At 68.4% G+C, this 11676-nt stretch carries 12 protein-coding genes; 2 read left to right on the top strand and 10 right to left on the bottom strand.

The window, feature by feature from the left end:
• Window positions 1-26 precede the first annotated feature (26 nt).
• The gene (locus tag ACPYOG_RS06140; protein ID WP_481293359.1) at window positions 27-1406 is read right to left on the bottom strand and encodes an MFS transporter; all 1380 of its coding nucleotides are present in this window, start codon (window positions 1404-1406) and stop codon (window positions 27-29) included.
• A gap of 150 nt (window positions 1407-1556) precedes the next feature.
• Between ACPYOG_RS06140 and ACPYOG_RS06135 the strand changes: the two genes are divergently transcribed.
• Entirely contained in the window at window positions 1557-2522 is a 966-nt protein-coding gene (locus ACPYOG_RS06135) for a LysR substrate-binding domain-containing protein (RefSeq protein ID WP_481293358.1), read from the top strand.
• 38 nt (window positions 2523-2560) lie between these two features.
• Here the strand turns inward: ACPYOG_RS06135 and ACPYOG_RS06130 are convergent, their stop codons facing one another.
• The gene (locus ACPYOG_RS06130; protein WP_481293357.1) at window positions 2561-3025 is read right to left on the bottom strand and encodes a DUF2000 domain-containing protein; all 465 of its coding nucleotides are present in this window, start codon (window positions 3023-3025) and stop codon (window positions 2561-2563) included.
• Between the two features lie 103 nt (window positions 3026-3128).
• On the opposite strand from ACPYOG_RS06130, the gene ACPYOG_RS06125 reads away from it, so the two are divergent.
• The gene (locus tag ACPYOG_RS06125) at window positions 3129-3584 is read left to right on the top strand and encodes an Lrp/AsnC family transcriptional regulator (protein WP_481293356.1); all 456 of its coding nucleotides are present in this window, start codon (window positions 3129-3131) and stop codon (window positions 3582-3584) included.
• Between the two features lie 46 nt (window positions 3585-3630).
• On the opposite strand, the gene ACPYOG_RS06120 is transcribed toward ACPYOG_RS06125, so the two are convergent.
• The 8 genes from ACPYOG_RS06120 to ACPYOG_RS06085 all read right to left on the bottom strand — a co-directional run.
• Window positions 3631-4104 (bottom strand): carboxymuconolactone decarboxylase family protein, encoded by a 474-nt coding sequence (locus ACPYOG_RS06120; protein ID WP_481293355.1) that lies wholly within the window; start codon window positions 4102-4104, stop codon window positions 3631-3633.
• A 34-nt stretch (window positions 4105-4138) separates the two neighbouring features.
• Window positions 4139-4507, bottom strand: coding sequence for a UBP-type zinc finger domain-containing protein (locus ACPYOG_RS06115; RefSeq protein ID WP_481293354.1), 369 nt, complete (start codon window positions 4505-4507; stop codon window positions 4139-4141).
• 140 nt (window positions 4508-4647) lie between these two features.
• On the bottom strand, window positions 4648-5667 hold the full coding sequence (locus ACPYOG_RS06110) for a LacI family DNA-binding transcriptional regulator (RefSeq protein WP_481293353.1): 1020 nt from the start codon (window positions 5665-5667) through the stop codon (window positions 4648-4650).
• Entirely contained in the window at window positions 5664-7274 is a 1611-nt protein-coding gene (locus tag ACPYOG_RS06105) for a sugar ABC transporter ATP-binding protein (protein WP_481293391.1), read from the bottom strand. Before ACPYOG_RS06105 ends, ACPYOG_RS06110 begins: the two co-directional genes overlap by 4 nt.
• 76 nt (window positions 7275-7350) lie before the next feature.
• The gene (locus ACPYOG_RS06100) at window positions 7351-8370 is read right to left on the bottom strand and encodes an ABC transporter permease subunit (RefSeq protein WP_481293352.1); all 1020 of its coding nucleotides are present in this window, start codon (window positions 8368-8370) and stop codon (window positions 7351-7353) included.
• Window positions 8367-9413 (bottom strand): ABC transporter permease, encoded by a 1047-nt coding sequence (locus ACPYOG_RS06095; RefSeq protein ID WP_090034737.1) that lies wholly within the window; start codon window positions 9411-9413, stop codon window positions 8367-8369. The genes ACPYOG_RS06100 and ACPYOG_RS06095 overlap by 4 nt, the downstream gene beginning before the upstream one ends.
• Window positions 9410-10903 carry a sugar ABC transporter ATP-binding protein gene (locus tag ACPYOG_RS06090; protein ID WP_481293390.1) on the bottom strand — a complete coding sequence of 498 codons (1494 nt, stop codon included), beginning with the start codon at window positions 10901-10903 and terminating at the stop codon, window positions 9410-9412. Before ACPYOG_RS06090 ends, ACPYOG_RS06095 begins: the two co-directional genes overlap by 4 nt.
• A gap of 97 nt (window positions 10904-11000) precedes the next feature.
• Window positions 11001-11676 (bottom strand): substrate-binding domain-containing protein (locus ACPYOG_RS06085; protein WP_481293351.1); only part of this gene is annotated, 676 nt, incomplete at its 5' end.

The raw sequence follows: 11676 nt of genomic DNA, 5'->3' as shown, positions 1-11676 counted from the left end.
GAATGTGGCTTGCCTCAAGCGGGTCCCTACCGCTTCTCCGCCAACTCCATCTGGGCCCCGTTCGGGACGAACACCGTGGCCCCGCTCGCCTGCTCGGCCTCGTGGTCCGGCCCGAGCGGGATGCCGCGACGGTCGCGCAGGCACAGCGCCGCCCCGGCTCCGAGGAGGGTGGCTACGAGGAGATATCCCGAGATCGCGACTGTGGTGCCGGTGCCCTCCAGCAGAGCCTGGGCGATCGTCGGCGCGAACGCCCCACCGAGGACCGCCCCGATCGCGTAGGCGATGGATACGCCGGAGAAGCGCACGGACGCCGGGAAGATCTCCGCGTACCACGCGGCCAATGGGCCGTACGTGAGGCCGAGGCCGATCGAGATCAGGATCAGCGCGGTGTAGAGCCCGGGAAGCGTGCCGGTGTCGACGAGCCAGAAGATCGGGAAGACGATCAGGGCCTGCAAGGCGAAGCCGATGAGGATGGTGTTCCGCCGGCCGATCGAGTCGGCGAGGCGACCGGAGATCAGCGTCGACACGAACCAGACCATCGAGGCGACCGCGGCTGCGACGAGCACCGCCGTCGTGTCGATCTTCAGCCTGCCGGTGGCGTAGCTGTTGAGGAAGCCGCCGGTCGTCATGTAGCCCGCAGTGTTGTTGCCCACGAACACGAGCGCGGCGAGGATCACGAGATGCCAGTGCCGCCGGAAGAGGACAAGGATCGGGACCTTGATCTGATTGCCGCGCTCGGCGATCTCCTTGAACACGGGGCTTTCCTCAACGGACCGGCGGACCAGGAAGCCGACGACGATGAGCACGATGCTGAGCAGGAACGGCACGCGCCAGCCCCACTCCAGGTAGGCCGTGCCGGGGGAGAAGACGCCGGTCATGAGGGCCGTGACACCTGAGGCGAGGAGGAAGCCGAGCGGGACGCCGAGCTGTGGAAAGGCGCCGGCGCGGCCGCGGCGGTCCGCAGGGGCATGCTCGACGACCATGAGAACCGCTCCGCCCCATTCGCCGCCGGCGGAGACGCCTTGGAGGATGCGGAGCAGGAGCAGGAGGATCGGCGCTGCGATGCCGATCTGGGTGAACGTCGGCAGGACGCCGATGAGTGTCGTCGCCGTTCCCATGAGGACGAGCGTGATGACGAGCACCGTGCGCCGACCGATCACATCGCCGAAGTGCCCCGCAAGGAATGCTCCGAGCGGACGGAAGAGGAACGAGATGCCGACAGTGGCGAGGGACAGCAGGAGCCCGATGTCCGTACCGGCCGGGGCGAAGAAGAGCTGAGCGAAGACGAGTCCCGCGCCTGTCGCGAAAATGAAGAAGTCGTACCACTCGATGGTGGTGCCGATGATCGTCGCAATGGCGACCCGGCTCTGGGTCGCGCGATTGCCAGCGGCAGTGGAGGTGGTCATCGTGTCCCTAACGTCATTGTTTGTCCCCGATCAAGACGGGTGCGAGAGAACTGTTTCTCTATATTGGGAGTCGTGGATCTCCGTGTAAAACGCAGAAATCCGCGGATGTTGTTCTGTTGTACTTATGTAACCCTTCGAGAAGAGGTCGCCATGGCCGATGTGAGCTTGAGGCAGCTCGAGCTGTTCGCCGCCCTGCCGAACTTCACGACGCTGAGCGCGGCGGCGGCCCATCTGCACATCTCGGAGTCGGCGCTGTCGCAGGCCGTCACGGGGCTCGAGAAGACCGTGGGGGAGCAGCTGTGCGTGCGCCGCAAGGCGCGAGGCCTCACCCTGACCCCCGCGGGCCAGGAGTTCGCCGCGCAGGCCCGCCGGATCCTCGCGGACACTCGGGAGCTCGTCCTCGGCGCCCGCCGGGGCGAGTTGCGCGGCCCCGTGAAGCTCGGCTGCTACGCGAGCTTCGCGACGAGCGTGGTGCCCGAGCTTCTCGAAGGTTTCCCGCGCAGGCATCCGGGGGTGCATCTCGAGGTCACGGTGGGCACCAACGAGGAGTTGTTCTCAGCGCTCCAGGCGGGGTACCTCGACGTAGCCTTCACGTACGACGTGTCCCTGCCCACCGGATACCGTCGCCGCAAGATCTATCCGACCGCGCTGGAGGCCCACCTGCATCCGGCCCATCCTCTCGCAGCGGGCGACACGGTGGACCTTGCCGATCTCGCCGGTGAGCCGCTCATCCAGTACGACGCGAGTCCCGGCACCATCAACATCACGGAGGCATTCGCGGCCCGTGGGGTGGAGCTCACGATTCAGGCGCGGGTCACTCAGATCATCCTCGTCGAGGCGCTGGTGGGCCGCGGTGTGGGTTACGGCCTGCTCATGTCCCGGCCCAACACGCTCCCCGTGAGCATCGAGGGGCGGCCGATCGCCGTCCGTCCCCTCGACCCGCCCGTGACTCTCGCCCACGTCGTGGGAATCTGGCCCGAGGAGATGACCCTCACGCCGCGCGCCGCGGCCCTGCTCGACTATGCGGTCGAGAAGCTCGGCGGCTACGACCACGCAGACGCCATGGACACCCAGGCTTGCACCCGTCAGGGTCACAGGCCCGCTGTGGCGGGTTGAACGGATCGAGCCGCCGTTGCGCTTCCCGCAGATCGACCTCAGAGCAGAGCCAGCCGCCCCACGATCCTGTCGACACGGTTACGGGGGCCGACCACGCTGACCGCGTAGTAGGGGAGTGCGCCACCGGAGGTCGCCGCCACGCTGCCGAGGTACTCGTCGTAGACCCTGGTCAGCTGAGCGGCGGCGGGCATGTCGGCGACGAACACGTCGTCGGCCGTCGCGGCCTTCTCGCGGATGACGGCCAGCTGCTCCGGCGTCGCGCGCAGCACCGAGCATCCGGCCCACGGCAGTCCGGGATGCGTGCTGCCATCCGCGTCGATCGCGTCGGGGCCGAGCAGGGCGCCCACGTTCGCTGCGGTGGAGGCCGCCGTGCAGATCGCCGCGTTGGCGGCGATCCCCGCCGGCAGCGATGCGTCGACGACGACCACCCATTTGAGCCGGGCCGAGCGGGTCGGGGCGGCGGTGTCCACCTCATGGGCCTGGAAGCCGACGGCTGCGGTCATGGAGTCTCCTTTCGTTCGGTCTGAACCCTCAGAACCTAGCCGGGATGCGGAGATCCTGCTGAGAGTCCGCACGAAGTTCGGCAATGGCGCTATTCTGGCCGGCATGGACGAACTTGATCGGGCGATTCTGCGCGAACTCCAGTCGGATGCGCGGCGCAGCAACCGCGAGGTCGCTGCGGCCGTCGGCGTCTCGCCGAGCACTGCGCTGGAGCGCACGAGAGCGCTGCGCCGGCGCGGCATCATCCGGGGCGCGAGCCTCGACGTCGACCTCTCCGCGATCGGCCGGCCAGTGCAGGCGCTCATCGCCGTGCGGGTTCGACCGCCCTCCCGCCCGGTCATCGAGGGCTTCCGTGACTGGGTCGCCTCCCTGCCCGAGACGATCGGCGTGTTCGTGACGAGCGGGAACGAGGACTTCATCATCCACGTGGCGGTCGCCGACAACGAGAGTCTCTACGCCTTCGTCATCGACCGGCTGACCCAGCGGCGTGAGATCGCGGATGTCCGGACCTCGGTCGTGTACGAGCACCTGCGCAACGGCAGTCCCCAGCCGGTGGACTGAGACGGACACATGTGCTGGATCGCGGCGGGGATCTCGCTCATCAGCATCACCGGACGAGCCGTCCCTCCCCGTCGCGGACATTCACCCGGTGCGCGCTCAGGATGGAGATGCGGTTGAAGGCGTTGATGGCCACCGCGACCCACTCGGCCGCGACGTACGTCGCCTCACCGAGCACCGAGCGCGCCCCGGCCAGGTCCGCTCGCGCGTCCTCCGTCAACGGCAGTCGGGTTGCCGCCTCGGCGATGGCCAGCACGGCCTGCTCGCGCTCGTCGTACAACTCCGCGTCGCGCCAGGCCGGAAGCATGTCGAGCTTCTGTTGGGGGACGCCGGCCTGCCGGGCCTCGCGCGAGTGCAGATCGAGGCAATAGGCGCACGCGTTCACCTGCGATGCGCGCACCTTGAGGAGTTCGGTCTCCTGGGCGGTCAGCCCGCCCTGGAGTGCGGCCTCCGCGACCGCGGCCGACCACTCCCGTGCGGCCTGCCACGCGTCGGGCGAGGATTTGTCGAGGTAGGGGATCATGCGCTCTCCTGTGCGTGCCGGAAACGTGGCCGCGTCAGTCCACGGTCTCGGCGCCCACGCGCTTCGCGAGGACGGCTTGCCAGTCGCCGGGAAGGCGGTTCGCCGGACCCGGGACGCTCTGGTGCTCGGGATGGCTGGCCGGTGCCGCGAGTTCCGGGCCGTCCACGTACTGGTCGGTGCCGAAGTCCCAGAACCAGTCCTCGCCGGGCTCGAAGCTCTGAATGAAGCGGTGGCCGGTCGCCTCGGCGTGGGCGCGTCCGTGCCGTCCCAGGGAGTCGTCGCAGCAACCGACGTGGCCGCACGCCGCGCAGCGTCGCAGGTGCACCCACCAGCCGCCGTCGCGGTCGCATTCGAGGCAGCCGGTGCCGCTGGGCGGGACGTTCGGGTCGATTCCGTCGGTCATCGTTCACTCCTCACCTGGTACCGAGCTCGTACGGGAGAAGGCACTCGCCGAACGGCACTCACTCTAGTCCGCGGGCGCCTGCGATCACCCGGACGATGGGCGGCCAGGGAGGCGTGCCTCGCCGCACCTCGTTCCGAGTCCTACGACGCGGGAGGCGCGGTCGATTGGCGCACCACCAGGCGGGTGGGGATCGGGATGGACTCGGCGGCGGTCTCCGGCTCTTCGAGCGCGATCAGGACCTGCTGCATGGTGAGCGCGCCCAGGGAGCCGAAATCCTGGCGGACGGTCGTGAGCGGCGGCACGAAGTAGGCCGCCTCCGGCACGTCGTCGAAGCCGACGACGCTGATGTCTTCGGGGATACGCAGCCCGCGGCCGCGCAGCGCCGCCATGACGCCGATCGCCATTTGGTCGTTCGCGACGAACACCGCAGTGGCCGACCCCACTGCCAGCTGCGAGCCGAACCGGAAGCCGCTCTCGGCCGACCAGTCGCCGTGGCTGAGCTCGGTCGCCACCAGCCGCGCCTCGGACAGTTCGTCGCGCCATCCGCGCACACGTTCGATGGCGTCGGGCGAGACCTCGGGGCCGGCCAGGCTCGCGATGCTGCGGTGGCCGAGCTCCACCAGGTGGCGCACCGCCTCGCGAGCACCGCGGTATTGGTCGATCGATACGGTGAGCGGGCCTCGATGCTGGCCGGCCGCGACCGCGATGATCGGGACGCCGGCTTCGAGGGCGCGGACGACATCCAGCTGGGCGACGTCCTCGGCGATCAACACGACTGCCTCGACGCGCTCCCGCAGCAGCGACTCGACCACGCCCCGGATCGAGCTGACGTCGCCGGAGACCGAGGCGACGCTGATGACGCTGTAGCGGGCCTCGCGCGCCGCCTCGCTGAAGTGGATGGCGATGGAGGAGGGGCCGAAGTCGGCGCTCGCCGGGGTGATCAGTCCGATCATCCGGGTGCGCCGGGTGACAAGCGCACGCGCGGCCGGCGACGGGGTGTACCGGAGCTTCTTGATCGCCTGCTCGACGCGCTGGCGGGTGGCAGGCCGCACTCCGGGAACATCGTTGAGCACCCGCGACACCGTCTGATGCGACACGCCCGCCAGGCGTGCCACATCGAAGATGTTCGCCACCTTCGCCGGTCTGTCCTCTGCGCTCACCTCTCGGTCCGCCTGATCCCAGCACGGCCCGCGGTACGTGCCGGCTCGGTCGTCCCGGCCTCGGCGCCTTTCGGCTCGGCTGCCTCAGGCTCCTCCGAGTCTGCACTGGCGACCATCGCCAGGAGGGATTCGAAACTCACGTCGTCCGCATCCAGCGTGGCGATCACCTCCCGGTCCCTCAGAACGACGATGCGGTCGCCCACCCGCAGGACCTCCTCGAGCTCCGCCGAGATGAACAGGATGGTCATACCCGATTCTGCCAGTTCGCTGACGAGTCGCTGGATCTCGACCTTCGCACCGACATCGATGCCGCGGGTGGGCTCGTCGAGAGCGAGGATGCGCGGCGACAGGGCGAGCAGCCGCGCAAGCATGACCTTCTGCTGGTTGCCACCGGAGAGTGCGCCGGCCGGCCGTTCCGGGTCGGCGGGCCGGATGTCCAGGGCCTCGATCCAGCTCGCCGTCAGTTCGTCCTGACGTGCGCGCGGGATGCGGCGGACCCACCCCTTCTCGGCCTGCAGTGCGAGCGTGATGTTCTCCCGGACGGTCAGCTCGCCGATGATCCCCTCGAGCTTCCGGTTCTCGGAGGAGTACGCGATGCCCGCGCGCAGGCCGTCGCGCGGGCCCGACAGCCGCCGCGGCGCTCCGTCGACGACGATGGATCCTGCTTCGATGCCGTCGATCCCGGCCAGGAGCCGCGCGAGTTCCGTGCGGCCGGATCCGAGCAACCCCGCGAGTCCGACCACTTCTCTTTCATACAGGTCGACGGTCGCGGGTTTCAGCATCCCGCGCCGCTCGATCCCGGTCGCGGACAGCACCGGGGCGGACGCCTCGACGCTGGACGGGGTGTCGGGCCGGGCGTCGACGCGCTCGAGCTCCGCGCCCTCCCTGCCGAGCATCTTGTGCACCAGATCGATCCGCAGCAGCTCGGTCGTCAGGTATTCGCCGACCAGCTCGCCGTTGCGGAGCACCGTGACCCGGTCGCAGATCTCGTAGACCTGTTCGAGGAAGTGCGAGACGAAGAGGATGGCGATGCCGCGCGAGCGCAGCTCCCGGATGACGCGGAAGAGTTCCGTCACCTCGTCCTGGTCGAGGCTCGACGTCGGCTCGTCGAGCACCAGCACCTTGAGGTCGGCGGAGACGGCGCGGGCGATCGCGACCAGCTGCTGCACCGCCAGTGAGTACGAGCCGAGCGGGCTGGCCGGGTCGATGTCCAGCCCGAGGCCGACGAGGGCGCGCTGTGCTTCGGAGCGCATGCGGGCCCAGTCGATCCCGCCCCGGCGGCGCGGCTCCCGGCCGAGCATGACGTTCTCAGCGACGGTCAGGTTGGTCAGCAGGTCCACCTCCTGGTAGACCGTGCGGATGCCCGCCTTCTGGGCCTGCCGCGGGTTCGCGAACGTGCGGACCACCCCGTCGAGCCGCACCGTGCCCGAGTCGAGGGGGATGACGCCGGTGATCGCGCGGATCAGCGTCGACTTGCCTGCCCCGTTCTCGCCCATGAGGGAGTGGACTTCGCCCGGGAACATCCGGAAGTCGACGTTGGAGAGCGCCGCGTCTCCCGCATACCGCACGGACGCACCGCTGACCTCGACGACAGGGTCGACATGCATCGTCGCCTCGCGCTCCTTGTCCGCCTGGGTGACGGAGTACACACTACTATCGGCGGCTACGCCCGTCCTGCAGCGCTTACTTTCTGCTGGTCCGGGCGACGATGAGCCGCTGCACGACCACGAACGCCAGCAGCAGGATGCCGATGGTGATCCGGGTCCAGGAGGCGTCGGCGCCGAGGAAGGTGATGGACACCTTGATCACGCCGTAGACGAGCACGCCGACCAGCGAGCCGATCACGTAGCCGCTCCCGCCGGTCAGCAGGGTGCCTCCGATGACCACGGCGGCGATGGTGTCGAGCTCGGTGCCGATTCCGTTCAGGCTGTAGCCCGCGGCCGTGTAGGAGGTGAACAGCAGGCCGGCGACGCCGGCGCAGGTCCCACTGATGACGTAGACGAGGACTCGGGTGCGCGCGACCGGCAGGCCCATCAGCAGTGCGGACTGCTGGTTGCCGCCGACGGCGTAGACCGTGCGCCCGAAGCGCGTGTAGCCCAGGACCCAGATCGCCACCGCGACGACGAGCAGGGCGATGATCACCGTCGGCGTGATGTACCAGCCTCCGGAACCCAGCTTGGTCGATTGCAGCCACAGCACCGCCGGCTCTTTGACCTGGATCGCCTCGAGGCTGACCACGAAGCACAGGCCCCGCGCCAGGAACATCGCGGCGAGGGACGCGATGAACGGCTGCACATCGAAGTAGTGCACCATCACACCGATGGTCAGACCGAACAGCGCTCCGGCGGCGATCATCAACGGGATCACCAGCGGCGTCGGGATGCCCGCCGCGAGCAGCTTGGCGCCCAGGATGCCCGTGAAGGCCATCACGGCACCGACCGAGAGGTCGATCCCGCCGCTCAGGATCACGAAGGTCATTCCGGCGGCCAGCACGATCAGATAGGCATTGTCGACGAAGAGCGACGACAGGATGCGCGGGGTGACGAACACCCCGAAATACCCCTGACCGGCGGCGAGCATCAGGAGGAGGATGGTCACCGCGGCGAGGACCGGCGCCCACGACGCCTTGTTCCTCAGCCGGTGCCGCCAGGACGGCGCGATTCGGACGCTCCGGGTGGGTTCGAGGATCGGGGTCGCGCTCATGCCGCGCTCCTTTCGGTTTCCGCCGTGCGCGCTGCGATGCGCGGCTGCGGTGGTCGCAGTCGTCCGAGCCACGCGCGCACCCGCCGCGACTGCGACAAGCACACGATGATCACGACGGCCGCCTTGAAGACCGGTGTCACCGCCGGCGGAACGCCGAGGAAGGTGATGGTCGAGGTCAGGGTCTGCAGGATGAAGACGCCGATGACGGTGCCCGCGAGCGTGAACTTGCCGCCCGCCAGCGAAGTGCCGCCGAGCACCACCGCGAGGATGGCGTCCAGCTCGATGTTCAGGCCGGCGTTGTTGGCGTCCGCCGCCATGATGTTGGAGCTGTAGAGGATGCCCGCGATTCCGGCCAGCAAGCCGCTCAGGCCGTAGAGGCTCCACACGATGCCGCGAGAACGCACCCCGGCGAGGCGGCTGGCCGACGGGTTGATGCCGACCGACTCGGTCAGCACGCCGAGTGCTGTCCGGCGCACGAGCAGGCTGATGACGATGATCGCGCCGATCGAGACGATGAAGGCGAAGGGCAGCCCGAAGACATACCCCTGAGAGATGTACGCGTACGGCGCGCTCGTGATCGTCGTGATGAAGCCACCGGTGATCAGGAGGGCGATCCCACGCCCCGCCAGCATCAGCACCAGTGTCGCGATGATCGGCTGGATGCCGAGCACCGCCACCAGGAAGCCGTTCCAGAGCCCGAACAGCAGACTGATCACGACGGCCGTGAGGATGGCCGTGCTCACCGTCCCCAGGCTGCCCGGCGACCCGGACCCGGAGATGATCGTCAGGGCCACGGCGCCGGAGATCGCCATCTGCGCACCGACCGACAGGTCGATGCCCCGCGTCGCGATGACCAGGGTCATCCCGAGGGCGATCAGCATCAGCGGCGCGCTGTTGCGCAGGATGTCGATGAGCGACCCGTACAGCTCGCCGTCTTTGACGGTGATGCTGAGGAAGCTGGGCCGTGAAATGGTGTTCAGGACGATGAGCGCCAGCAGTGCGCCGATCGGCCACACCAGCCGATGCCTGAAGATCGTGCTCATGCTGCGCCCTCCTTGGCGATCAGCGCGACGATGTCATCGACATCGACGTGACTTTCATTGTCGAGTTCCGCGATCTTGCGGCGATCCCTCATGACTACCACCCGTTGCGAGAGCCGCACCACTTCATCCAGCTCGGAGGAGATGAAGATGAGGGCGAGGCCGCCCGACGCGAGTTCGACGATCAGCCGCTGGATCTCCGCCTTGGCTCCGATGTCGATGCCGCGGGTCGGCTCGTCGAGGATGAGCAGTTGCGGGTCCGTTGCGAGCCACCGGGCGAGAAGGACCTTCTGCTGGTTGCCGCCCGAGAGGTTGCGGATCAGCGCGTTGGGATTGGCCGGCCGGATGCCGAGGGACTCCATGTACTGCCCGACGATCCGCGCCTGCTCCGCCTTGGTGACCCGGCGGAGCCAGCCGCGCTTCGCCTGCACGCCGAGCACCAGGTTCTCGGCCACCGTCAGGTCTGCGATGATGCCCTCCTCCCGGCGATCCTCGGACGAGAAGGCGATGCGCTGCTCGACGGCGTGGCGTGGGCTCGTCAGCCGTGCCGTGGATCCTCTGACCGAGACGCGTCCCTGATCGGCGCGATCCGCGCCGTAGATGAGCCGGGCCAGCTCCGTGCGCCCGGAGCCGAGCAGGCCGGCGATGCCGACCACCTCGCCGTCGTAGACCTCGAGGTCGAACGGCTCGACCGATCCCTTGCGACCCACGAGTGCTGCGCTCAGAACCGGCGCGCCTGCGCGATCGACCTGACGGTCGGCCGACCGGCCGATGGACTCGAACTCGGCCAGTTCCCGGCCGAGCATCGCCGCGATGAGCTCCGTGCGGCTGATCTCCTCGATGGCGTGCTCGCCGATGAGGCGACCGTTGCGCAGCACGGTGAGACGGTCCGAGATCTCGTAGATCTGGTCGAGGAAGTGGGAGACGAAGAGGATGGCGACGCCGCGGTCGCGCAGTGCCCGCATCACGGCGAAGAGCTGTTCGACCTCGAAGCGGTCGAGGCTGGACGTCGGCTCGTCGAGCACCAGGACCTTGCAGTCCACCACCACGGCCCTGCTGATGGCGACCAGTTGCTGCACCGCCAGGGAGTGAGACGACAGCGGCGACCGCGGATCGATGTCGAGGCCGAGCTCGCCGAGGAACCGGGACGCCTCTTTGTGAGTGGTCCGCCAATCCACCCCGAAGGGCCCGCGCTTCTCGTTGCCGAGCATGACGTTCTCGCCCACCGAGAGATTGGTGCAGAGATTCACCTCTTGGTAGACGGTGGCGATGCCGGCGTCCTGCGCGTCGGCGGTGCCGGCGAAGGTGCGCGGCTCGCCTCCGACCGCGATCCGGCCGCTGTCGATCGGGTAGACGCCGGTCAGCGCTTTGATCAGCGTGGACTTGCCCGCCCCGTTCTCGCCGAGCAGAGAGTGGATCTCACCCGGCCGAAGGGTGAAGTCGACCTGGTCGAGCGCCTTCACCCCGGGGAACGAGATGGAGATGTCGCGCATCTCGACAACATTGTCGGTCACGTGTGAGCCTGCTTTCCTCGATGGGATGGCCACGGGGCGAGCCTGCGCGCGCCCCGTGGCCTCCTATTCCGTCTGATCAGTACTTGCGGGTGGGGAGGGCTTCCTTGGCCGCCGCCTGGTCGAACGCGAGGTCCTTCGCGGTGTAGGCCTTGTCGACCTTCTTGCCGGCGATGACATCCTTCACCACGGAGGCGACCTGGTCGCCGAGCAGCGGGTTGCACTCCACGACGTAGTTGAACTGGCCGTTCGCCAGAGCGGTGAGCCCGTCCTTCGTGCCGTCGATGCTGACGATCTTGATGTCCGTTCCCGGCGTCAGACCAGCGGCCTTGATGGCATCGAGGGCGCCGAGACCCATGTCGTCGTTCTGAGCGAACAGCAGGTTGATCTTCTTGCCGTACTTCTGCAGGAAGCCTTCCATGACGGTCTTGCCGTCGGCGCGGGTGAAGTTACCGGTCTGCGAGTCGAGCTTGGTGATCGACGTTCCGGCGATGCTCGACGAGAAGCCCTTGGCCCGGTCGATCGCGGGAGCGGAACCAGTGGTTCCCTCCAGGACGACCATGTTGGTCGGGGAGGTCCCGAGCGTGCTCGCCGCCCAGCTGCCGGCGGTCTCGCCCTCCTTCTTGAAGTCGTCGCCGATCCAGCTGGCGTAGAGGCTCGGGTCGGCGTCGATCGTGCGGTCTTCGAGGATCACCGGGATCTTGGCGTCCTTCGCCTCCTTGAGGACATCGTCCCAACCGGTGGTGACGACGGCG

Source organism: Leifsonia sp. HAY1-4F, from assembly GCF_056755275.1.
The sequence above is the reverse complement of the archived record's forward strand: the minus strand, read 5'-3'. Positions and strand labels throughout refer to the sequence as shown.